Here is a 25092-nt window from a genome sequence, read left to right as displayed (position 1 = left end):
CATTCTAACTCAAGCAGAGGCCGGTTGATACAATTCTAAGCGTTCTCCGTCCGGCCCTTGGAAGAATATGAATCTGGTTCCGTCCGCCAACGTTACTATTTTTTCGTTAATAAAAGCTACGCCATGCTCTGCAATCCGAGCTGCTTCCTGTTCGACATCCTCTACCGTAAAGGCAATATGGTTCACGGTTCCTTCGTTTGGAAGCTCTGAATTTGTTCTTTCTACCAGCTCGATGATGAGATTCGCTTCCCCGGGAAAACCTAAAAATCCAAGACGTACGTTAGGATTAGGCTGACGGATTTCTTTAAGCTCCATGCCGAGCACTTTCTCGTAAAATGCAGAGCTTTCGTCGATGCTTCTCACGACTACGCCTACATGCTCCAGTTTTTGAACTCCCATATTTCGCGCCTCCAAGAAGTGGAATTTACTTGCATACTGATAATGATACAACTTGGAGTACACTCCAGATCAAGAGTAAAATTGATATAATGGCGATGACTTAATGATGCAGGAGAGTATTGGGACTCCTCGACCAATCTCCAATATCGGAGGGCTCGCTGGTATGATCCGAATATAGGGCGTTTTATTAATGAGGATACGTATGAAGGGCAACTCAATGATCCTATAACTCTGAATATGTATACTTACGTGCTCAATAATCCGTTAATTCATATAGACCTCAGTGGTATGTGTGTAGCTGGTAGGGATGCTGGTTGTTACGTAGATTCATATAGTGGCTATGACGGATTAATAAACAATCCGCAACTCGAAAACAACTCCAAAATGTGGGGAGAAATTCAAAGGTATATCCAGAAATATTGTAATAATAGTACATGTGTATCGAAACAAAAGGAAATGCAACTAAGATTGGAGAAGGCAAACGATCGAATCCGTAATAATGCATGTTCTTATGTGGATTGTTATATTGGTGATGCAAGCTTTATACTTCAAAGTGGAAAAGCAATTGGTGTGAGGATAAAGGTTCAAATAGTTGAGCCTGGATCGAACGCTTGGGATAAAATATGGGATTCATTTATGCCAACAGCTTATGCTGCTGAGCTGCCGCCAAGTTATATTGGAAAAAATAGTTTTGGATATATTGAACATTATTACCATAGCAATGACCATGCCTGCAGGTCATGTACATGTAATAGACAATAAAGGGAATGTGGTAAGGGTTGGACAAAATGTGTAAACCAATTGAAGGTGAACCGGAATTAAATAGGGCTCAATCATTGCTTGTAACCCAGTATCGAGCACAAATAAGAAGTTCAATCTCGCAAATTATGAAATGGTATAGGTACAATAATCCAAATAAGTACAGGTGATGTTAATAATAATAAAGGTGGTGTATTCTTTAAGTGAAAGCAACAGAAGAAATGATTGCCCTATTGAAAGGTAATCATATTCAAGGTGATGACTTGGTACTTCAAGTAAATCAGCTACTTGGATGTATGGATTTGAATGAACAGTTGGGTCTGCACAGAGTGTTATCACCACAAGCAATTAATCGTTTGCATCCAGTTTTAGACAAAATGACTATACATCCTCATTTAAAAGAACATCTAGTATGGTCGTATTTTTATCATCGTCTATCTGGATTGGATTCTCTTTCAAATGAACTTATGCAGGCAATGTTAAATGAATACTCTCAAAATAAATTCCTTGCTGTTGAAAGTTTGTTTATCAATGCATTGAAGAGCGACATTATTTCTTTAAAGCAACTTGAAATTATAGAAAAGATTTTTTCAAGTAAAGCATTTATCAAAGAGTCAGCCGCTTTCAAATGTCGGGAAATTGTTAGGGCAGGAAATAAATTAAAGCCAGTAGAAATAACAATGTTAATCGATATTAAGGCATTTAAAACTCTTGATTATGCTTTAGATAAAAATGCTGTAACAGATGAAGGGCTGAAAATGTTTACTGAACCACTTAATTCGGAACAAGACAAAAAATCGAAGCTTTCTTTATTCCGAAAAGCCCAGAATCATTTATCTCAATAGTATTGCCTTAGAGCCACTTGCGATTTGTCGGGGAAAAAACATATTCCCATTGAAAGTTGATATGCTCCCATCATAGTAGATAGTAGAAAAAAACTTCTACCGCTACAATGATGGGAGTTTTTCTAATGTCAAAAAGAAGTCCTATTTCCTTAGAAGTAAAATTACAAGCCGTTCAGCGTTGTCTTGAACGTAGGTCAAATCCAAACTATGAATCAAAACAGCTTAGAATTAGCAAGGGTACGGTTAAGGATTGGATAAGAAAATATGAAGCAGATGGTTTGGATGGGTTAAAAGAATCGAATACGTGGAAATCATATTCAAAGGAATTGAAGCTTGCTGCTATCAAGTATACTAATGAGATAGAATTGAAATCTACACGTAAGGGAAAAGCACTATCTCATATGAACAAAGGACGTAAAACAACTTTTGAAGAACGCATTGAAATTGCACAATATACAATCGCTAATAATTTGGATTATCAAAAAGCGATGGAAAAGTACGGTGTATCTTATCAGCAGGTGTACGCTTGGGTTCGTGAACAGGAACGTTTAATGTCGGGGGACAAGAACATATTCCCATTGAAAGTCGCTATTTTAGTGACTTTTTTTATGTTATCGGTATAAGTTCGTAAAAATCTATTTACTAGTTGAAAACGTTTTCTATTTATAATATATTTATATTATTGTAAAATTGTAGAAAAGGAGGGGGGTTCTACAATACTGGTTCCAAGAAATAAATTTTGCATAATACTTTAGAAAGGGTGTTTTTATGTTAAGTACAAACAAAAAAACAATAAGAAAACTCATACTGTGTCTTGTTTCTATTCCTTTAGCGTCCTCCCTTTTTTCTGTAGAGGCAACTGCACTTTCTTTTTCAGGTGGACGACCGAGTGCAAATTTCACAGCTTATTATACAGAGTCAGTTAGCTCATATGGATATGTATCAGCTTATGATGATGCTCGTTTTAGCTGGAACGACACGGCAGATTCTGTGAATATTACTAGAGTATTGAATGCAAATGGAACGCCGGATAAATATTATGTAGGTGTAACTTCTATAGCAACTCGGCTTGGTCAGCAAGAAGGATTTAAAAGAACAAGTACAGGGGGATACATTGCAGCAACTGCGAATGAGACCTGGGCCTATAGTAATGTATCAATATATCATAATAATATAGAGAAATTCGGACTTACTCGCCAACAAATTGTCTCAAATGCTACTCATGAAATTGGACATTCTTTAGCACAAGATCATGTTCCGGATAACTCAACCATAAATTCAGTTATGAGACAGGGAGTTCAAAATATTGGCCCGACATCTTACGATATTATTTCTATTAGAAATAAATGGGGTAATTAAGTAGAAAGGATGAGGAAAAAATGATACGAAATCGACGAAATATAATCTTCTTTTCAATTTTACTAGTTATTATCTTGTCTACATTTGTGTGGACTTTAAACATGAATTCAAATACAAATTCAGTAGATACAGGAGCGAGTTTAGTAGAAGAACCTACTTATTCAAATACTGTTTCTATTAGCACAAATTCAATTCGTTTTAATACTGTCGATAATCTTGATCAAGTAGCGGAATTAATTATTGTTGGAACACCGACTGAAACTTTTGAAAACAGAAAGCATGTAATAACCAATTATGATGATGGAGCAATACAAGATTTTTATACTTTGACTGAAATAAAAATCGATAAGATCTTAAAGAAACCTGAAGAATTCTCTGAAGAACAGGAAACAATTTCAATAATTGAGCCAGTTAGTTTAGACGGTGATACTAAATTAACAAGTGATGGTTATGTAGAACTTCAGAAGGGTGACCAAAGTATAATTTTCTTAATGAAAAATACCTTTGGAGATTACAGCATTATTAATGATAATCTGGGTAAATTTAGTCTCAATCATAAAGAGAATTCAGTGAGCAGAATTCAAAGTGAATCAGAACGTCAATCTATTGGAGATCAGTCACAACAGTACGAAGAATTCTATTCTCAAATCATGGAAAAGTACAATTTGAAGTAAATCTCAAAAAAATAACAAGGTCAGTTAAACTGACCTTGTTATTTTTATTGTATTCAGATGCCTTAATTTAATGAGAAAGGTAGAGCCGCTGCAGAGGTCGAAGGCTTTTTGTCCATGTGGGCGACCAAGTGATTGAATCGACCTATAACGGGTAGAAGGCAAGGGATGGACGTATGTCAAAGACCTCAAGGTCGGAGACTTGCTTGTTCAGAGTGATGGGAATACACTCAAGATTGACAGCATCGAACTGTTGCACAAACACAAACAGGTAACGGTTTACAACATGACGGTTGATGAGTTCCATACTTACTTTGTCAGTGACCTTGGGATTTGGGTTCACAATTCTAATTGCGAGTGGACCGCTCATGGTTACAAGCATTTTGCTTCAAAGAATATGACATGGAAAGACACCGTTATATCAACCAAAAGTGGTCCTGCTAAATATGTGTTAGGAACAGACGTCGAGGCACTTGAAAGAAACGTATGGGAAAATGGTACTCAAGTAACCAATGGGAAGACTTGGAAGGTAATGAAATTCGATAAAGTCATTGGGGCTAGTGAGGGTGTCGAAACTCAATATGTTCGAGTCGAGTATAGTGGTGGGACTATACACGGTCATCCTATTACTCAAGCCGAATACAATAAACTATTAAAATAGGAGCGATGATTTTGTTCAAAAATGTTAATTTTGAGCCAGGGAAAATTGTCTATAATGATATACAAATAGACGAGCATGATTCAATAGAAAATCAGCTCGATAATTTGAAAGAAGACTTATTTCAAGTTAATTATGATAATAGATTTATTATTGATATTGGATGGTTTCCCTCTTTCTCTAAGGATGGACATTTCAGAGTTGTGATAATTGAGGATTTTGAATGGGAAAAACCAATATACCAAAAAATTTGCCGCACAGTAGTTGAACTTAAGAAATATATTGAAGAATCAGTTACTGCTGTTAAATCAAAACTATAATATTAACTTGACCTTGGGGGCGGTAATCCTCAAGGTCTTTCTTTTACCTCCACCCAGTGCCGAATGAATCGGGCGGTACACCTTCAAAGAACTTAACCCTCATCACCATCGTATGATATTCCTCTAATATGCCTGTACGCACATGCAATGCTTGAATCTTATACCCTAAATAACTATATTCCGTTACGTTGAGGTGAAAAAAGAGCATACATCAGTCTATAATTTTAGAGTAAAAGATTTCCATACGTACTATGTCTCTAATCTGCATATTTGGACTCATAACCAAGACTCTTGTCGCGATTGGTCTTATGGTCCAAAAAATAGTTATGTATACTATGGAATTAAAGATGGAGAGAGGGTGTACGTGGGTATAACCAATGATACAGTGAGAAGAGCAAAAGAGCATGGTGGAAGATTTGATACACTAGAAGTAATAACTGAAACTCCAGTACAAAGAAGACAAGCGAGAGCAATTGAGACTTATGCGAGAAATCTAAACCCTCAATTCCAAAACGCAATGAGAAGTATTGGGACATATCGAACATGGTATGGATCAGCTATGAATTGGGCAGAACAGTGGTTTAAGAAACAATGAGGTGGGTGATACTATGGAGGAGTTTACTGAACTATTATTACAAAAGAAAAGCAGAAAAAAACCACGGGTAGGCGATGTGTTCTCTTTAAGGACGAAAGAAAACTTGTTCTATTATGGAAAAAATTAAAGTAGAACTAGAAAGTACTAACGTATTTCTTCGAGGATGGAATCTAATTCATGTATACGATCATCCTACGGAAACACTTATTGAAACATCGGAGATTGTCGAGGGACAAGAACATATTCCCATTGAAGTCGCTATTTTAGCGGCTTTTTTGTTTTATCGGTACAAGTTCGTGTCCCGAGTCAAGGACAAGAACTTGTACCGATTGCCGAAATTGACAAGAACATGTTCCGATTACCGATTAGATAAATATCTAACTGAATTCTACAGCTATTTCATTAAGCTAACGGGCAGGTTAGTTTAATAAATACATACCGGGACAAATGAAAAGATCGATTCTTATTGAATCGATCTTTTCATGTTAGATTTAGTTTACTAGCAAATAGTGTTAGATGGACTCTCTGTTAGGTGAAAATTGAGCTTGACTCCTTTATAAAATCAATGATGGTTACTTAATTTCTTTGCAAATTTGGAAAAATCCATTTTGAGTAACAATATTAACTTTTTCGCCATCTTTACTAAAAACTCTCATTCCTCCCATTTGCTCTTCTTTTATCTCTTTCCAACCCTGTTTAACTATTTCATTAACATACTCTTCGGGTATACTATTCTCAAATTTTAATCCTTCAAGTTCATATCTTTCTACTAATAAATCGGCATTATAAGAACCAGATTCAGTTTTTAATGCATTGGATGGAACAGGAAATCCCTTTTGGATATTGGATTCTATATATAGTGTATTTTTATTCTCAGTAATTATTGTGTTTACAGGAGTATTATCAGCTGCATAAACTTGTGGTAATGAGACCAGTAAGATTGCAGCTAGAGAAGTCGAAGCGATTAAAATGGCGTAGTTTTTTTGTTTTTCATTAATTTCCCACCCTTATTAGTGTTGGGTTTAAATATAACCTAATTAAACACAATTTTCTAGATGTTAATATGTTTTTCTGAATAATTAATTTTTCTTTATCCTAACTCCACAAGTTGATTTTGTGGGTCTGATTCTTTGTAGTATTTTTACTGATGATTTTTATTTCGTATAGCTTGCCATTAATGCCTCTGTACTTAAAACAGGTTCGAAATGCTATATAATTTCACTTTAAAATTGACTATATTAATAATAACTAATAAAATTATAAGGACTATAATAATACTGGAATTAGAGGAAAAAATACTTAAAGGGGAACTTAATTATGAAGAAAAAAATTGTAGGTGCTGTTCTTGTGGCAGGATTGTTAGTTGGAGGAAGCACTTATACTTATCAAACTTTCGCAGCAGAGGGTAAATATAATACGAGTATAGCTGAGAAGTCTAATTTGGAAGATTCGCATGAACAAGAAAAAAACACGAATGTTACGATTAAACCTATTAATACAGTGCCAAGTGATGAAATTCATATACCGTTAGACTTAGCTAATTCAAAAATTATTCTAGGGCAACAACAAATAATCCAATTGTTAAACTATTAGGAAGTTATGTTACTGAGCTTGGAGAAGATCAACTTGAAGCTAGAGCAAACTATATTTTAAACAGTGGATCAGCTGTTGATATTATGCAAGTACCATTAAATATATCTCCGGATTCAGCAGTTGCATTCTATACTTCTGGAATTTACCCTGATGCAAAAGTAACAACTGGAGAAATTAATGGTTTTAAAGCTGTCTATATTAATGGGGAATATAGAAGAGCTATTCATTTAATTTCTGAAAAATATGCATATACGATAAATACAGTCTTTGAAGATGTAAATATTGATTATCTAAAAAATGTAGCAAAAGAAATTAAAGAATAGATTTATACTGCTGTTTTTAAGGATAATGCAAAATTGGAATGCTTGATGTTAAAACAAATAATCAGCCTAGTCAATTGGATTGGAACAAAGCTACAATCAGCTCTTAGTTGAATTTATGGATGTTATTAAAAAGGTTGCATCGCAGGTTAGAGCTTGCAGGGTGTCGACTAATTTGGGGAAGTACCAAGACTCAAAACGTCTTCTTTTTCACAATCCTCGGCGAACCATTACGCTAACCGGATTAGTCTTGCTTGCTAAACTAACGGGAAACTTTAGTTTAATCACTAGGAGAAGATAATTTTGAATCATAAAGAATTCGAAGCAGTTATAAAACTTCCCGCGAATATTCGATACGAGTATTTTATTAAGAAGGTTGTTGATTTTGAAGAAGTTTGGGGATTGTATGATGACGGATGGGCAATGACTTCAGACGACGATGGAAGCATGATGATTCCATTCTGGCCAAAGAGAGAATTTGCGGAATATTGTGCTTTTGAAGAGTGGTCTAATTATAAAGCACAGAGTATCTCTTTAGATGAGTTTATCAATGAGTGGTTACCAGGTATTGAGGAAGACCAGTATAAGCCATCAATTTTTTGGAATAGAAATGATTCAGCTGTTCTTACGGTTAACGTACTGCTAAACGATTTGGATCAAGAACTTGAAAAGTACTGAACAACGTTACGCTAACGGGAAACGATAGTTGAATGCTTAATGGCTACCGTGTGGAAGCTCTTCGCTCCACTAACGGGCAGCAGAATAAATGGTAGCCTAATTCATCACATTCCAAACTTATGCGTCTATCAATGGATGTGAAAGGAGGTGTTATTTGTGTCTGAAACATGCACAAAGTGCGGCGCCGTTCATACTGGGGAGAAGACCTGCGAATCGATTTTCAGCGAATTTTTGGCACTCGAGTTCACGGATCCCGATTACGGACGGGTTCATTTTCTCACCGTCGCATGCCACATGGTTCAACATGAGGGCTACAGCGATGAATTGTATGTCTGGGTGCAAACCGAACTGCGAAAATACCTGGAAAAAGGCCACACCACGGAGATGATTCGCCAGGATGCGGCCCAAGGACCAGGACGCAACAAGGGGATTCGAAGGCTGGCGGATGCGCAGCCTCTTCCCAAGGTGGCCTGGTCGATGACAATCGCCGATATGGCCGCGCAGATGCATGATGCGGAAAGTTATTGCAAGCTTATTGAGCAATGGGGACGTACCACTATGCAAGAGATGGGACCGCTTGTTTTGAAAAGATGATAGGATGGATTATAGTACAGCAAACAGCGGCAGTCAGGGGACTATTTCGCTCGCCAAATAAACCGGCTGGAACGCGGCACGTTTCCTTGGCCGAACGGTACTCGGCATGTTCCAAAACAGAATTCTAACAGGCTCCACAGCCGTATTTACGCCCTTTCCGAAAAGGACGTGTCGGGGGACAAGAACATATTCCCATTGAAAGTCGCTAAATAGCGGCTTTTTTATTTTATCGGTACAAGTTCGTGTCCCAAGCCAAGGACAAGAACTTGTACCGATTACCGAAAAGGACAAGAACATGGGCCGATTACCGATTAGATGTATATCTAAATAAGAAGCACATGTAGTTCAAGTCACAAAAGTACCTTCGCACTCGTAACATCTACTACAAGGAGAACAAAACAGAATAGGTTAAATGTTGATTCAGGAAAAGTTATTGTATGGAGAATTAAATAAAGTAGCTGGTTTGTTCAGTACCCAAGAGAATTAGAACTGGAATGAAGAAAGAACGAGAACCTGTACGGTTGACCAATTAGGCAGATATCAATTGATCCTTTCAATATTTTTTCGCAATAAATATTCAGTTAATAAGGGATTAACACATATTCATTTATAGTTGTTTTAATGTAATAATTTACCGTCTTCATTAATACTTACAACTTATGGTACTATGCTAAAGCACATATCTGGAGGGAGTTGAGATTAGAGTATATGTGTACCAATAAAATAGATAGGAGTGGAAGTTTTGAAGCATGGAAAGAAGAAAATTGTAATGAGTTGTCTTATCCTTTCCTTATTATCAGTGGTCTTTGTTAATTTCAGCAATAATAATGATCCAAAGACAACTAGTTCAACTGCTTTTGCAACGGAGAATACTCAGAACGAAGTACAAACCTACCAGTACGATTCTATGAATCGCCTTAAGCAGCTCACTTTTTACAAAGATGGTGTGAAGTACACTCGTAATTATATTTACGATGATAACGGGAATACGAAATCAGTTACGACCACCCCAGCTCCGTAGTAGAGTTCCACATCAGGAGGAAAGAGATGAAAATTAAAAAGCTCACCAGTATATTAATACTAATGTCTATATTTTTTGGTTTCAGTTTCATTCAAGTTGATGCCACTTCTCAAGAATCTAAAAAATCATCCTCAACTAAAGAATACATCGTATCTTTCAAGAAAAATGAAAATTCTCAACAAGTGCTGAAGGACAACAAGATTTCTAATAAAGAGAAAGATAAACTCAAAAATCATAATACTTCTGAGATCAGTTTGAGTAATGAAGAAGTAGAGCTTTTAAAAAAAGATGATAGTGTTGAGTTTGTTGAACCCAATGCTAAGGTGTCCATAGATGCCATTACCTCCTCCACTGGGGAGATAACAGAAGAAGTAATCAATGCAGAGGAAGTTCCCTGGGGCAATGTAGCTATTGGAGCTCACATGCTGGAAGAACAGCATAATAAGGGCAACGACATTAAAGTTGCCGTATTAGATACAGGCGTATCAAACCATCCTGATCTAAAAATTGCGGGTGGAATCAATATTCTCAATGGAACACCAAATTATGCCGATAATCATGGCCACGGTACGCACATAGCAGGTACAATTGCAGCGCAAGAGAATAATCAGGGTATAGTCGGTATCGCACCAAATGTGGAATTATATTCGGTTAAGGTTCTTGGTTCGGATGGTACTGGAACATATAACCAAGTTATTGAAGGTATTGAATGGGCAATCGACAATAAAATGAACATTGTATCCATGAGTTTTACAGGTACGGAAGAAAGTGAAGCGCTTCATCGAGCAATTAAAGAAGCTGAAGCTGCCGGAATCATGATGGTTGCTGCTGCCGGGAACAAAGGACTTGGCGAAGAAACGGAAATGTATCCTGCGTTATATCCTGAAGTCATTTCAGTTGGCGCAACTACCAAATCCAACGTACGAGCGAACTTATCAAGCACAGGAGAGAACTTGGATATTGTGGCTCCTGGCGTAGATATTCGAAGCACAACCAAGAATGGAAGTTATGGAAATTTGTCAGGAACTTCAATGGCCGTTCCTCATGTGGTTGGTGCAGCTGCAGTATTATGGTCCCAAAACAAAACTGCAGATTCCATGAAGATCGAGGAATTGATCATAGAAAATGCTACCGAACTGGGAAATGAACAAGAGTATGGACAAGGTCTCATTAACTTAGCGAAGTCATTAGACATTGTCGATTCTGCTCTTCCTCCATTTCAATCGGATTATGAGGATGACACTCAGCCTGAAGAAGATGGAAATGGTGAAATAAGTATCGCTGCAGTTGAACGTGGTGCAGTCGCTTATCTAGATAGAGGTGTACCTACTCCACCTACTGGATATAGCAGTTGGACTAAATTAGACATTGGGGTCGACAGTGATACTGCACGGGTCTGCTCTGGAACATATACAGGTAACTTTAAAGCTGGACAAACTGCACCGAATCCTCCATTAGCATGTGATACTTCCAACTGGAGTCTAGGCACTTATTCTGTCAAATATACGTACTATTATCCAGAAGGTATGTACAAGATGACACCAGAAATCTTTACAGTAACACCGGAATCACCTACAGGCGTCTCCGTTTCCAAAGTGACACAAAACAGCTTGTTACTGACTTGGAATCCTGTAAAAGATGTCACTACCTATAAGATCTTAGTAAATGGAGTGCTTCACAGCAGTGTGACTACGACAAACAAAAAGTTAACTAATCTGACTCCAAATACGGCTATTCTATTCGAGTTAAATCTGTTGACCCTACGGATCCTAACGCAGGCGCGACATCTCCCGTAGTGAACCTAACCACAGATGGGCCAGGAGCGCTACCTCAGTCCATTCCACTTATTATTGAAGGTCAAACATATAATGCATATCCATATTTACAGTAATGAGCGAACAACTAGAACAGTCACTTGGGGGAACATATGAAAAACAACTGGGCGAGATACTTATCTATATTCATGATTCTTGTTTTGCTTATCACATCCGTTCCTTTTTCTTTAGCAGAAGCAAAGAAAGATGACACGGATAAAAAAAGTCAGCGTGCAGAAATCGCAAAATCTTTTAATGAAGATGAGAGTGAAATCCAGTCTCTACTAGATAAGGGCCATACCGCTAGTGAAATATCAGTAGCTTATATGAACCAGGCAACGGAAGAAATTACTTTAGAACAAGCGCTAGGGAAAGCTACAAAAGTCACGCTGAATCGATCCAAAGATGAAAGTGTTGTAGACAAATTAGCGACTAAGCCTAAAGTAGAGAAAGAGAAATCGACTGTAGCAAACAAGGACTCAAATGTGACAGCAGCAGCTGCAGTTGAAAATCCGGTGGATAAGGAAACATTAAACAATCTGGATTTAGAAACGAATAATGCTCCTTATTCCATTGGCTCCACAGGTGAATCTATTTCAACCTTAGATGGGAGTTTATCGCTTTCTTCAGCCGATATAACACTGCCGGGTCGAAATGGACTTTCTTTTAATCTTACCCGATCTTATAACTCCTCAGATTCTCAGTATTATGATATCAAGAGCACCATTTATGACGATGATGACCTCATCTATTCTGTATTCTTTAAAGGCCGGGAAAGAACATACCGCTTATTGTTTGCTCCTAAATTCCAGATGCTGCATAAGCGAGAATATGCTAAGACAGACGGTACAGATAGTGAAATCCAAGTCATCGGTACCGACGAGTGGACACTCGACAGTTCCATCAAGAAAAGTGATGCAGATAAGTTGGCGAGTAAACTGCAAAATGCAAAACCATCTTACACGAGTCCATGGTCTGAAAGTGTGAATGGATACAAGAAAAGAGATATTTATACGTACGTTGATAATTCAGTTCAGAGTGTTGATGTTAGTATGGAATATACCGGTGAATCGACGACAGGTGAATTCTTACGCCATCAATATATTCAGGAAAGTGAAGCTAAAGCAGAGCTGAATCTGTTAAATAGTCTCGCTGGTTCAACGGAATATCTGTTTGATGATGCTGAGATTACGGGTACAGATGAAACAGAGTATCTCATTAAGCTATATGATATAGACTCCAAGAGTGGAGAAGTGCAACCCGCAAGAATAGATGTAGAGCCGAACACAGAAGGAAAATGGGTATCCAGCCAGACAACGATTAAAACGTATGAAGATACCTGGTTCCCTTTAGGGAAAGGTTGGTCTTGGAACATTCCTTACATTAAGGACGGTACCTATGTACATCTAGCCAGCGGAGGAACGTATGAGCGAGATGGCAGTTCTTTGAAAGGTTATCCATGGGATGATATTTCGATTGCAGATCAATCAGGTACCATTTCAGTGAATCAGCAGCAGCAAACCTATAAATATATTCTTAGCTCCATAGATGGCAGTAAGCAATACTTTAATGCAGATGGTCATTTAATTAAGATGACAGACTCCTATGGCAACTATATTGATTTTGCGTATGCTCCATCGGCCGACTATGGCAGAGCCTTGCTTAGTAAAATATCAGACCCATTAGGTAACGAAATCAATATCACCTATTCAAAATCTAAAGTTGTCGTTACGAGTGGAACGAAAACAATTACCTATTCTAAAATTTCGATTCAAAATAACGGTAATGAAATTGAGATACTAGATCGGGTGACGGATCCAGAAAACCGGGTGACTCGTTACGAGTACACACAAGCAACAGACACAAGATACAATATGCTTGATGATAATGTTTCTACCGGAATTTCGAATGGCTACGCCTTGATCAACACGGTTTACCATCCAACGGGTGCAGAAACAAAATATGAGTATAAATCTCTTCCAACGACCCGGTATGTTGGCCCTGATGCTGTGAACCAGGCGTACCAAATTTACTCACGGGAAGACCGTATTGTAACTCTTAATCCGGATACACAAAAGCCAACCTATACGGCAAGTAACCGCGTTAACTTTGATTATCCAAAAGACATCGGCAGCTCATACGGTTCCGATCTTACGTTCTCTACCGTCACAGATGATGGATTGGCCAAGACGACCTATCAATATGATAAAGATTATATTGATGCCTCCACACCAACGACGTATTATTTAGCGAACATTAAACAAGAGCAAAGCGGGCTCGAAACTTCGGTAAATTACACTTATGATCGTGCGAAGCAGCTGACGACCCCAAGCGAAACGAGTACTTCATATAAGGATATTCAAACCGGAAAAACAAGAACCGAGTCAACTAAAACAGAGTATGATGCCTATGGGAATATAACTTCTCAAACCGATGAACAAGGTGTCACGATTGTGTATACGTACCATCCTAGAACGAATTTGGTTCATACCATACTGCAGCCTGTGGATGAAGGCCGGAAGATCTATACCGAAGTTACGAAAACAAGCCATAGCGATCCAGACGTGGTAACTCAAAAAGAAAACAGTCAGAACGGCAAGCTGCTCGGTATGAGCGATTACGATTATGATTCATATGGAAATGTGACGAAAGTCAAAACGAAACTCGATGCCGAAGATTTAACGAAAGAATCCGTTCAGGCCTTTGAGTATGATCCTAAATATAAAAATGCGTTTATTACATCACAGCAAACGAGTGGTATCGATAGTGCGGGTAAACCGTTTACTCTAAAAATTGGAGCAGAGTATGACCTGGCTACTGGTAACATGCTGAAATATATCGACGGTAAGAATTTGGTAACTTCTTATGAGTTTGATAAATTGGACCGGCTTCTTAAGATAACGAATCCAGATCAGACGATCGTAAGCACCGATTATGATGATGATAAGAATACGATCACGCAAACAAGTGAAACAGGAGCTGTTACTGAGATTCAATTCGATCCGCTTGGACGTGAGACTCAACAAGGGATTTATAAGAACGGCAGTTATGTAGCTAAACAAAAGATCGAATATGATAATTATAGCCGGATTGATTATCAAGAAGATGCAGTAGGAAATGTAACAAACTATGATTATCAGTCATTATCAAACGGTCTAAAAACAATAATCACCTATCCTGACAACAGCAAATATACAACAATTGAAAATGTAATTGATCTAAAGAGCACTGAAGTGGATGGATTGGGTAACAAAATAGAAACCACAATGGATCAAATGGGACAACCGGTTTCGACCGTCGAAACCGCAATGAATTCCAATGACCCAGCTCAATCCAAAGTGACTCAGATTGAAAAATTAAGCTATGACTATATCGGAAATGTAAAAACGATTGAAGATGCAAAGAAACAAGTCACGAAATATGACTATGATTTCTTAGGTAATGTAAAGAGTGTTACCGATGCTAAATTAAACAAAACTTCATACGAATATGATCTGACGGGAAATCTAACTAAAATCATTTACCCGGATGGCTCTTTCACAGAGAAACTATATGATGAAGCGGGTCGTCTGAAAGTGAGTCAGCAGCAAGGCGGGAAACAAGAAACCTATTTGTATGATGGAAACAGTAATCTTAAAGAGCATCACACACGGACAGGTGTAGTACTGAAATACGATTACGATACTCTAAATCGCTTGGAATTCCGGCAGGATGGATCAGAAACGATACAATTCACCTATACCCTTGATGGTCTTCGCAATAGTATGAGTGATAGTTCTGGAATAACGAGTTATGCGTATGATGAAGATACACGTGAACTACAGTCTATTACCTATCCAGACCAGAAAAAATTAGTGTACCAATATGACGAGCGGGGTAATGTAAAAAATCAAACAGGACCGTTTAATGATTCTGTGACATTTGACTATGATACAATGAGTCGAATTGAGAAAGTAAATGGTGGCCAAGACGGAGCCTATACGTATAACGCGAACGGTTCAGTGAAGACAAAAACGAGAGGAAATGGAATTACAGCTGCGTATAGCTTTGAAGGTCTTAAGCTATCATCACTTGAATATGAGCATCCAAGTCTATCAGCTGCAAATTACCGTTATCAATATGATGATAACAGTAATATTACCACCCAAACTAAAGATAGTATCACGCATTCCTTCACGTATGATGAGTTAGATCGAATTAAGACGTCATCCTTATTCCAGGAAGTATATGATTATGATACTCGTGGGAATCGGCAGACGTTGCAAAGTGAACAGGTTCCTGAAGACACCAATTCAAATTACGTATATGATAATTGGGATCGACTAACCGAGGTCACAACAACAGATCAGACAAAGGTCACTTATCAATATAATGGCGATGACTTAATGATTGAGCGTACTGAAAATGGTATCACAAGTCGCTATTATTACGATCAATACGGTAATATCATAGCAGAAGGCAGCGTCCAAACGGATGGGTCTGTTAAGAAAGTAGCCAGTTATGTTCGTAACGGTAATCAGCTTAATTACCGTGTGGATGAACAAGGCGAAAAACAGTATTATGTATTAAACGGCCACGGTGATGTGGAGTATATAGTTGACTCAGATGGAGAAATTTTAAATTCTTACACATATGATTTATGGGGTAAACCAATCTCGAAAAATGAGAAAGTCTCAAATATATTTCTCTATGCAGGAGAGTATTGGGATCCGTCAACTAATTTACAATATCTTAGAGCCCGTTGGTATAATCCAAACATTGGACGGTTTATAAATGAGGATACGTATGAAGGGCAGATCAACAGTCCGCAGACTTTGAATTTGTATGCTTATGTGCAAAATAATCCGTTGATTTATACGGATCCAACTGGACATGCAAGTCAAGGTCATGTTGTGGGCACTCTTTTAGATGTTGCAAAACAAGATGGCACAAACTCAGAAAGATATTGGAGAATAAGATCCAATCTGGGAACTCAAGCTTTGAATTTCTTTCCTGATGCTAAAGAAGATGGGAACAATAAGTTTAAATATTTATTTAATATGGCAACATTGTCAGGTTATTCTTCAGGTCAAGCTTCGTGGGCTAAGGAGCAACTAATGTTTGCATTCGAGACGAAATATCAATATGATCAAGCGGCATTTGAACAGTATCTGAACGGGCTTTTAATATCCTTGCATGTAAGTATACCAAAAGTGCCAAAAGTTGCTTCTGCAGCAGCAAGTGTGACCAGAGTTGCCAGAAACTCTCAAGTAGGAGTGCTTGGTGAACTTAAACTTGCAGAACTTGTTGGAGGAAAGCCCAATCAATACTTTAAAACAACTTTAGGAGGAAGATATGTAGATCAGTTATCAAATGGTATTGCTTATGAATCAAAAATGGGTTTTGTCAACTATTCTTCAAAAGTAATGACACAAATAAGTAAAGATGCAGAGTTATTGAGCAATGGGTCAATAGATGGGGCTACGTGGGTATTTTTTAGAAGTCCCAGTACAGGTAAGATTGGGGCTGATCAAAGAGTATTAGATGCTCTTGCGAGCTACGGTATCAAATATATATTTAAATAATGGAGGACTATCGATGTATCCTAAATTTATAATCCCATTCGAGTTTATTCCATTTGAAATTATGAATAAAAGAGAAGCAGATATTTTTTTTCAATGGTTCTTGGAGAGTCAACAAAGTAGAATACAAACACTAATTGAATATTTTAGAGGTAGTGAAGGGTTTATAGTTGAAAAATTAGACTTTACTCCAGAGTCTTTAAATTACTTGTGGAATTGGTTCGTACCAAGGATTGAATTGGTAAAAAAGTCAAGGGAGGAGTTACAGGAAGAACACAATGAAATACCGGAATGGCTTAAATCAGAAGTAATAGTAAATGAGGATAAATTTGGTGGAGAAACAGAAACAATAATCATTGATATTGGAATTTACTTTGGTAATGTGTTTCTCCAACAGTTTAGTCAACTCAAATGGGGAGTAATTTATAAACCGCGAAACTTTGCTGATGTAAATAGGCCAATAATCATTGGATTTAATAAAGATGTGGCCCTAAACCCCATAAGAATTGTTAATACTTGTGCTACTAAAGTAGTAAAAGGAACAGGGAATAATAACCTTATAGATTTATATAACGTTTGGGCTAAATATTTAGAGTAGAGCCATTAACCACATGCGAGTGTAACACTCCATGTGGTTTCTTTTTTGATAGCAGCCCCACCAAGTGCAGATTTAATCGGGTGGCAGAGTCCATAAACAAAGTGAAGACCGCCTCATGGGCGGCGTTTTCATCAAAGTTGTCGAGGGACAAGAACATATTCCCATTGAAAGTCGTTATTTAGCGGCTTTTTTTGTTTTATCGGTACAAGTTCGTGTCCCGAGCCAAGGACAAGAACATGGTCGAATTACCGATTAGATAAATAATCTAACTAAAGTTTACATCTATTTCATTAAGCTTACGGGCAGCATTCCTATTATGAAGAAATACGAGGTTTGAGAAACAGAAAGACTCCTTGGTATGATGTCTATGGGTCCTAGATGCTGGCCAGCGACAGGATCCAAATACAAACCAAGGAGACTACAAGATGAATTCTACTCAAAATGAACGGATTAATCAAATCACTTCTTCTACTTTAATTGTCGGTGTCGACATCGCAAAATTCAAACATGTGGCCCGAGCGCAGGACTACCGCGGAATCGAGCTCGGGAGGTCAATTACGTTTGAAAATAATCGAGAAGGCTTTGAATTATTCGTTAGATGGTTCCAGAAGATTGCAACGGAGCAAGAGTTCAAAGACGTCATAGTTGGCATGGAACCCACCGGCCATTATTGGCTGAACCTCGCGTATTACCTGGAAGAACAACAAGTTTTATGCGGTGTAGTTAATCCGCTGCACGTGAAGAAAAGCAAAGAATTGGACAACAATTCGCCGACCAAGAACGATATGAAGCTAGTCAAAGATGGAAGTAAGGAAATCGGCAGACGTTGCAAAGTGAACAGGTTCCTGAAGACACCAATTCAAATTACGTATATGATAATTGGGATCGACTAACCGAGGTCACAACAACAGATCAGACAAAGGTCACTTATCAATATAATGGCGATGACTTAATGATTGAGCGTACTGAACATGGGAATACCAGCCGCTACTATTATGATCAGTACGGTAATATCATTGCAGAAGGCAGTGTACAAACGGACGGATCAATTAAGAAAGTAGCCAGTTATGTTCGTAACGGTAATCAGCTTAATTACCGTGTAGATGGACAAGGTGAAAAACAGTATTATGTGTTAAACGGCCACGGTGATGTGGAGTATATAGTTGATTCGACTGGAGAAATATTAAACTCATACACCTATGATTTATGGGGGAAACCTATCTCAAAAACAGAAAAAGTTACTAATCCATTCCTTTATGCAGGGGAGTATTGGGATCCGTCAACTAATTTGCAATACCTAAGAGCTCGTTGGTATGATCCTAACATCGGCCGGTTTATAAATGAGGATACGTATGAAGGGGATATCAATAGCCCGCAGACGTTGAATTTGTATGCGTATGTGCAGAATAATCCGTTGAAGTATACGGATCCTAGTGGTCACATGGCTAAAAATCTCCTAAATGGATTCTTAAAGGATTTCTTAGGTGGTAGGAATGATGGGACGCAATATACGAATCTTGAGTTATCTGATGCTGTTTTAAATGCAAACGGAGACGATAGAATCTATTTAGCCCTTCATGAAATAGCACAAATTCATGCAGCAAAAGCAATTCATTTAGAAACGGGTTTAAACACTACATTAGAATTTCATGTAGAAAAGGAAATTAAATGGTGGCCAAATAAGCACTATTGGGTGGATATAGTTACGGGGGATGGACAAATGTGGGAGGTGAAAGCTAGGAGAGATGTTCTACATGGTGATACCGACGGATACTATGAGGATGCGGAGGAGCAACTCACAAAATACCAAGATGCAAATAATGATCTCACTAGAGGTGTTCAACATAAAGCAATTATAGGCATAATAGTCGAAGGTGATTTATACATGGATATTGAATTCATAAATAAAGGTAAAATATTTTATGAATTTTATTTAGATGATGGAAAAGGAATTAGATCGATGACAACAATACAAGCAAAAAACTATGTTGAAGCTAATCATTTATACCCCCCTGATTTTGACTTCAAACCTAAGAAAAAGGGGGAAAGTAGTTTGCGTTCTATAGTAATAGTAGTTGCATTGTTACTAATATTCATGATTGAGGGGTGTTGTTCAATGGGGAGCAGTAATGAATTTAAGGAAGATGCAGAATATGTGGTGGATGTTCTTGAAGCATCAATCGAGAAAAAGGGGTTACCGAAATCTGAAATAGAAAGGCTTGATAAATTCTTTGAAAACGATTATCAAGATAAGGAAAAAGATATTCAAATGAAATTAATAAGTATCTATATGGCATTTTTAGGGAAAACAGATTTTAAAAATATAGAAACTGAGAGCAATCAACAATTGTTTAAAAAACTGAGAGCAGAATTAGATGAGATTAGGATGGAAATAACATCATTATAAACTATCTTATTGCCACATGCGAGTGTAATAACTCCATGTGGTTTCTTTTCGTCAAAAATCATAAATTTCTTTCACCAAACAAGGTTTGTTGGGGCTTATGCTGCAAAAATGAGGAATAGAAACATATGTACAAAATACGGGTTTTGTGAACATATAGTAAAGATTACAGAAATAAATAGCATTATTTTTATCGCAGTCCTTTTATGTACTAATGTGACCAACTTAAATTACTTGCCTCGGTTTTATCGCAGTCCTTTTATGTACTAATGTGACCAACTTAAATTACTTGCCTCGAGTTTTCTTTCATTTTGTATAGATAAATATGATTTTTTCTTTTCTTATTGAATATATTCATTATATTCTTTATTCTTAATGTTTAACTAAACATGGTTATTTCAAACGTTGCAGCTCATCAATGATCTGATCAAGTCGTTCCAGCATCAATTTATCGTTTTCCATTTTTCTTTTCATATTTACTTCAATGGCAACTACTTCGATGGTCAGTACTATAGCCATGAGGATTAATCTTCTAAGTTAACACTATAAATGAAGCAAAAGTTTCAACTCTTCAATGATTTTATCATCCGTAGCTCTGCTTCATATTTCTGTACAAAAAAACCGCATTTGTTATGCGGCTTCGTTGTGAAAGCGTTAACTTACGCTCTAAATCATTACAGGTATTATTAGAAAGTATATTGCCTCTCAATGTTTTTATTCTTGAGATTGATCCAGATCGTTATCCATAGATGAATCCAGATCCGTATCTGTAGATCCTGATCCTGCAGCTTCATCTTCAAGATGCGTATTATTCTGTTGAGTTCTTAAGATATCACTCAGTTGTGTCTGAAATTGATCCATAAGTTCTTTGATCTGTACAGCCTGCGCTGATTCCGGATTAAGCTTGATTTCTTTTACAACATCCGCCATAAGAAACAAAAGTTCTGGCTTCTCCTTCATCAAGCCACGTAGATGGTGTCTTCCCGCTTCTTTTTCCGGACGCAGATGACGTCTACGTTCTTCCCAATGCTCCCGAGGTTGATCTTGAGCCTTCTTTCTATCTGCCAATACAGCTAAGCCTTCCTCGGTAATATGATACAGCTTCTTTCCATCCGTATCTGTATTTCTGATCAGCTTCATGTCTTCTAATAGCTGCAGATTGGGATATACGGATCCTGCACTGGGAACATACAATCCGCCTGTCTTTTCTTCCATGGCCTTAATTAACTGATAACCATGCATTGGCTCAATGACTAATAACTCCAGCAAAGCAAACTTAAATTCACCTCTTCCGAAGAAACGATGTCTGCCTTCTCCTCGTCCGCCTCGATGATCTCCGCGTGAGCCTCCATGCCGGTACTTTACATATTCATGTCCTTCAACAGAATAATCCCGGTGCCCTGCAAAATGTCTCTGTTTCCTGTGTCCGTCTTGAAACTTCATATGACTTCCACTCCTCATTAACGATATATCGTAATAATATAGCGATATATCGTTAATGTCAAACTAAAATTTGGTTTTTTACGCTGTATTTTTGAGACCACATGCCTATTTTTCAATGTCAGCCTAACTCATTCGCAAGTCCCCTACTCCTTACGGAAATGTGTAAGCAGGATGTTACGAGAACTATTTTAGGATATATGTAAATTATTACCTGTAAATATCATCATAGTTTATGTTAGATTATCCAAGTGTTTAAAAACAACATAGAATGGGAGTTATGAATGATGAAAAAGAACAAAACTTGGTTACTCGCTCTAGCATTAAGTGCAGTATTTACCGCGAGCACGCTTCTTCCTTCTGTTTCTCTTGCAGCAACAGTAGTCGAAGGTACAACAGAGACCAGCGAATCGAGCACGCCAAACCAAACCGATGATTCTGTAATTATCGAGGGCGAAGAGGTTGAATTAACTGCTGATGAGCTGGATTTTGAGAACTATCTCGATCAATTGCTTGCGATTGCACAGTATGAGGAAAAAGCTTTCTCAGCACTACCGAGTACGTTGTACATATCCTCTTCAAACCGTAAATCTTTGTTCCTGAAATTCAACAATACAGTAGTGCCTAACTATACGAAATATGTGTCACAGCTGAAGCAGATCAAGCCGGAAAATGCGGAGCTGCAAAAAATCCATAACAAATTAACTCGAGGAAGCTACAACCAGCTCGAAGGATACCTTCTGTATAAGCGTGCACTATCGAAGTACACCATTAACCGTACACTGCTTACTCAAGGTAATGCCAAGGTGAAGACGGGCCAAGAATTGATTGAGCAGTCCAAGGAAGAATTCGATGAATATGCTGAACAGCTGGGCTATGAATAAGGATGCTCTAAGTTAATTAAATGATCTGGATATACAAAAAGAACGGTGATCTGATGAAGATCCCGTTCTTTTTGTGTAGATATCTATCGTGTTGCAGATATATTTCATCTTATGGTGTAGGTGTTCCACCGTTGGCATTAATCGTCTCACCCGTAATGTAGCTCGATTCCTGACTCGCCAGGAAGACATATGACGAAGCCATTTCAGCAGGCTGGCCCGCACGACCAAGCGGCGTGGTTGAACCAAATTCAGCGAGCTTCTCTGTCGGTTGACCGCCTACAATCTGAAGTGGAGTCCATACCGGTCCAGGCGCTACTACATTTACACGTATCCCTTTGCTCCCAACCTGCTGAGCCAAAGCTTTGCTGAATGTATTAATCGCGGTCTTCGTTGTTGCGTAATCCAACAGTATTGGCGACGGTTTGTAAGCTTGAATGGAGGAAGTGTTAATGATGGAGCTTCCCGGCTTCATATGCTTCACCGCCGCTTTGCACAGCCAGAACATGGAGTATACATTTGTCTTAAATGTCGCGTCAAATTGCTCTGTTGTGAGATCCTCGATCTGCTCCACATATTGCTGCTTACCGGCCACATTCGCCAGGATATCGATACCACCCAGCTCTTTGACGGCACTCTCAATCAGCTTCACGCAGTAGGCTTCATCCTTCAGATCACCAGGGATGGCGACGGCCTTCTGTCCCGCCTCTTCAATGAGCTTCACAACTTCTTTGGCATCGGATTCCTCTTCAGGAAGATAAGACAGCACCACATCTGCCCCTTCGCGTGCATAAGCAATGGCTGCAGCACGTCCAATTCCGCTGTCTGCTCCTGTAACGACGGCTTTACGTCCTTTGAGACGTCCTGTCCCGCGATAGCTGGTCTCTCCGCAATCCGGAACAGGCTCCATCTTCGATTGAATTCCCGGCTCAGGCTGCTTCTGCTTCCACTCTGGTGTAGCCTTCGGATACTGTGTCGTTGGATCCTGCATCATATATTGGTCTTGATTTGTCATGAATAGTACCTCCTTGAGTTACAACACTTAAGATTTAGTAAAGGTCCAGCTCTCTTCTTTGTAACCGAAAATTTTCGTTTTAAAACCAAGTACAGAACGATCCGTGGAAAAAGAGGCATGCCATAAAAAAACCATCCCACCAGAGCTAGCTCCAGTGAAGGATGGTTTCGTAACGATATTCAAGTTCAGGTAGTTATAATTGATGTACTAATAATGACCACTGAGTTATTTGCGAGTTACCGTGTAACCGCGATCCTGCAGAAGCTTCACGATGCCGTCTTCACCTGCATAATGAGCTGCCCCTACGACGATAAAGTAATCTGCTTCATCTTCTGCAGTTAAATATCCTTCAATTTTGTCCGCCATTTTCAAATTACGGTCCACGAGCATGCCCTTATAGTATTCTTCATTCGTCTTCATGCTATCGGTAATTTCGAGCAGTGCCTCTTCGTCACCCAGCTTCCACATTTCCGCCATTTGATCGACAGAATCATCGACCAGATGGAAGTTATCTAGAACAGATTTCAAATTAGTCTCTTGCAGCTCACCTGAGAATCCGCTTAACAGCTCCAGCTGGGACTGATAGGTTTCAAGCTCGATGATAGGCATTTTGCGTTCAATGGCTTTTTGCAGGAAATGCAGATCAATGCCGATCTCCCCTTGATACCCGGCTTCCATGGATTTAAGCTGTGACATCGTTATTTCCACGACCCATGGCTTATAGCCGTCTAACGCATCTTTCTCCAGTCCGTTCTCAACAAGGATTTCGCCAAGCTGCTCATAGGTTTCACTCGAAATATGATCCTTAAGTGTCGTTCCGTCCTGATACATTCCAAGATCCAGCATCATTTTCTGCATAGTTTCATCCTGTGCCTGTGTCAGGTCAATCTCTACTCCCAGATACTCTGAATCCTCAAATGCAATTTCATACGATGGGTCTAACGGATAGAAGCTGTCATCAGCAATATGCATCGAACCTACGAGGTAAACCGTATTGTCACGATTGCTTACCTCCCACAAGAAGCCCTTGCCTCCTGTCGTTAGAATGATCGTACGGGTTGCAGGATCCCATTCTACCTTGTAGCCGATCTGCTCACTAACCACTCGTACAGGAACATATGTTGTACCATTCACAATCTTGGTCTTCGCATTTACCGTGATCTGTTCATTGTCCACAAGTACGGTGATTGTACCTGACTTATCGGATTGAACGAATGTTGCATTAAGTGCTTTGAGCAGATCTCCCTGAGGTGCATATGTAATTCCTTTTTCAATCAATGGCAGTTTGCTCGTAAAATCAATCTCATGTCCATTCACTTCAATATCCGTGTCAGGTGCAGCTGCAGCTGCAGGAACGACGGGAAGCACCAGCATGCTTGCGGATAAGAATAAGGCAATAGTGGATGATCTTCTCTTTCTCTTCATTGTTAGTCTCTCCTCCGAATTCATTTCAAAATGTATGTATTGCTTCAACCTACTTGATAAAGCACTTGTTAAAAGAATTGACTGTGCATGTCAATATACACACTATATACTCTGATATTGGAATTCGTCAACCATATTCTGG

General features: G+C 38.5%; 22 protein-coding genes and 2 pseudogenes. 19 read left to right on the top strand and 5 right to left on the bottom strand.

The genetic code is table 11. The features are described from left to right. Window positions 1-9: 9 nt before the first annotated feature. The gene (locus TCA2_RS11765) at window positions 10-399 is read right to left on the bottom strand and encodes a VOC family protein (RefSeq protein ID WP_047911804.1); all 390 of its coding nucleotides are present in this window, start codon (window positions 397-399) and stop codon (window positions 10-12) included. Window positions 400-507: 108 nt separating this feature from the next. Between TCA2_RS11765 and TCA2_RS27995 the strand changes: the two are divergent. The 18 genes and pseudogenes from TCA2_RS27995 to TCA2_RS11670 all read left to right on the top strand — a co-directional run. Continuing rightward, window positions 508-687, top strand: a pseudogene (locus tag TCA2_RS27995) (RHS repeat-associated core domain-containing protein); the annotation flags it as partial. Window positions 688-867: 180 nt separating this feature from the next. Beyond that, entirely contained in the window at window positions 868-1161 is a 294-nt protein-coding gene (locus tag TCA2_RS27555; RefSeq protein WP_238546358.1) for a hypothetical protein, read from the top strand. A gap of 200 nt (window positions 1162-1361) precedes the next feature. After that, window positions 1362-2003, top strand: a complete 642-nt coding sequence (locus TCA2_RS11755; protein ID WP_047911802.1) for a hypothetical protein — start codon at window positions 1362-1364, stop codon at window positions 2001-2003. Window positions 2004-2128: 125 nt separating this feature from the next. Next, complete coding sequence (locus tag TCA2_RS11750) at window positions 2129-2626, top strand: helix-turn-helix domain-containing protein (RefSeq protein WP_052511935.1); 498 nt, start codon at window positions 2129-2131, stop codon at window positions 2624-2626. 145 nt (window positions 2627-2771) lie between these two features. After that, window positions 2772-3362, top strand: coding sequence for a hypothetical protein (locus tag TCA2_RS11745; protein WP_047911801.1), 591 nt, complete (start codon window positions 2772-2774; stop codon window positions 3360-3362). 101 nt (window positions 3363-3463) lie between these two features. Next, window positions 3464-4036 (top strand): hypothetical protein, encoded by a 573-nt coding sequence (locus TCA2_RS26155; RefSeq protein WP_152557714.1) that lies wholly within the window; start codon window positions 3464-3466, stop codon window positions 4034-4036. Between the two features lie 199 nt (window positions 4037-4235). Further along, a complete protein-coding gene (locus tag TCA2_RS11735; RefSeq protein WP_052511931.1) occupies window positions 4236-4694 on the top strand; it encodes a polymorphic toxin-type HINT domain-containing protein in 459 nt (152 codons plus the stop codon). A gap of 11 nt (window positions 4695-4705) precedes the next feature. After that, a complete protein-coding gene (locus TCA2_RS11730; RefSeq protein ID WP_052511929.1) occupies window positions 4706-5011 on the top strand; it encodes a hypothetical protein in 306 nt (101 codons plus the stop codon). Window positions 5012-6923: 1912 nt separating this feature from the next. After that, window positions 6924-7199 carry a hypothetical protein gene (locus tag TCA2_RS11715; protein ID WP_047911797.1) on the top strand — a complete coding sequence of 92 codons (276 nt, stop codon included), beginning with the start codon at window positions 6924-6926 and terminating at the stop codon, window positions 7197-7199. An 83-nt stretch (window positions 7200-7282) separates the two neighbouring features. Further along, a complete protein-coding gene (locus tag TCA2_RS11710; RefSeq protein WP_047911796.1) occupies window positions 7283-7522 on the top strand; it encodes a hypothetical protein in 240 nt (79 codons plus the stop codon). 300 nt (window positions 7523-7822) lie between these two features. Continuing rightward, window positions 7823-8197, top strand: a complete 375-nt coding sequence (locus TCA2_RS11705) for a DUF2750 domain-containing protein (protein WP_052511927.1) — start codon at window positions 7823-7825, stop codon at window positions 8195-8197. A 156-nt stretch (window positions 8198-8353) separates the two neighbouring features. Next, window positions 8354-8791 carry a DUF5946 family protein gene (locus TCA2_RS11700; RefSeq protein ID WP_047911794.1) on the top strand — a complete coding sequence of 146 codons (438 nt, stop codon included), beginning with the start codon at window positions 8354-8356 and terminating at the stop codon, window positions 8789-8791. 742 nt (window positions 8792-9533) lie between these two features. Beyond that, a complete protein-coding gene (locus TCA2_RS11695) occupies window positions 9534-9812 on the top strand; it encodes a hypothetical protein (RefSeq protein ID WP_047911793.1) in 279 nt (92 codons plus the stop codon). Between the two features lie 26 nt (window positions 9813-9838). After that, window positions 9839-11608, top strand: a complete 1770-nt coding sequence (locus TCA2_RS11690; protein ID WP_052511925.1) for a S8 family serine peptidase — start codon at window positions 9839-9841, stop codon at window positions 11606-11608. A 131-nt stretch (window positions 11609-11739) separates the two neighbouring features. Further along, window positions 11740-17190 carry an RHS repeat domain-containing protein gene (locus tag TCA2_RS11685; RefSeq protein WP_047911792.1) on the top strand — a complete coding sequence of 1817 codons (5451 nt, stop codon included), beginning with the start codon at window positions 11740-11742 and terminating at the stop codon, window positions 17188-17190. Window positions 17191-17203: 13 nt separating this feature from the next. Further along, the gene (locus tag TCA2_RS11680; RefSeq protein WP_047911791.1) at window positions 17204-17785 is read left to right on the top strand and encodes a hypothetical protein; all 582 of its coding nucleotides are present in this window, start codon (window positions 17204-17206) and stop codon (window positions 17783-17785) included. Between the two features lie 425 nt (window positions 17786-18210). Next, window positions 18211-18591 (top strand): annotated as a pseudogene (locus tag TCA2_RS11675) (transposase); the annotation flags it as partial. Between the two features lie 20 nt (window positions 18592-18611). Continuing rightward, complete coding sequence (locus TCA2_RS11670) at window positions 18612-20192, top strand: RHS repeat domain-containing protein (protein ID WP_081872443.1); 1581 nt, start codon at window positions 18612-18614, stop codon at window positions 20190-20192. A gap of 390 nt (window positions 20193-20582) precedes the next feature. Here TCA2_RS11670 and TCA2_RS27860 read toward each other — a convergent pair whose 3' ends face one another. Together TCA2_RS27860 and TCA2_RS11665 are read right to left on the bottom strand one after the other, a co-directional pair. Beyond that, window positions 20583-20708, bottom strand: coding sequence for a hypothetical protein (locus TCA2_RS27860; protein ID WP_274337119.1), 126 nt, complete (start codon window positions 20706-20708; stop codon window positions 20583-20585). Between the two features lie 195 nt (window positions 20709-20903). Next, window positions 20904-21632: a PadR family transcriptional regulator gene (locus tag TCA2_RS11665; RefSeq protein ID WP_052511923.1), complete on the bottom strand. Its 729-nt coding sequence runs from the start codon at window positions 21630-21632 to the stop codon at window positions 20904-20906. A 281-nt stretch (window positions 21633-21913) separates the two neighbouring features. On the opposite strand from TCA2_RS11665, the gene TCA2_RS11660 reads away from it, so the two are divergent. After that, the gene (locus TCA2_RS11660) at window positions 21914-22513 is read left to right on the top strand and encodes a hypothetical protein (RefSeq protein ID WP_238546357.1); all 600 of its coding nucleotides are present in this window, start codon (window positions 21914-21916) and stop codon (window positions 22511-22513) included. A gap of 109 nt (window positions 22514-22622) precedes the next feature. Here the strand turns inward: TCA2_RS11660 and TCA2_RS11655 are convergent, their stop codons facing one another. Together TCA2_RS11655 and TCA2_RS11650 are read right to left on the bottom strand one after the other, a co-directional pair. Further along, window positions 22623-23525 (bottom strand): SDR family oxidoreductase, encoded by a 903-nt coding sequence (locus tag TCA2_RS11655; protein ID WP_047911788.1) that lies wholly within the window; start codon window positions 23523-23525, stop codon window positions 22623-22625. Between the two features lie 225 nt (window positions 23526-23750). After that, window positions 23751-24950, bottom strand: a complete 1200-nt coding sequence (locus TCA2_RS11650) for a TraB/GumN family protein (protein ID WP_047911787.1) — start codon at window positions 24948-24950, stop codon at window positions 23751-23753. Window positions 24951-25092: the final 142 nt, after the last annotated feature.

Origin of the sequence: Paenibacillus sp. TCA20 (assembly GCF_000732325.1) — a bacterium.
GTDB lineage: Bacteria > Bacillota > Bacilli > Paenibacillales > Paenibacillaceae > Paenibacillus > Paenibacillus urinalis.
The sequence above is the reverse complement of the archived record's forward strand: the minus strand, read 5'-3'. Positions and strand labels throughout refer to the sequence as shown.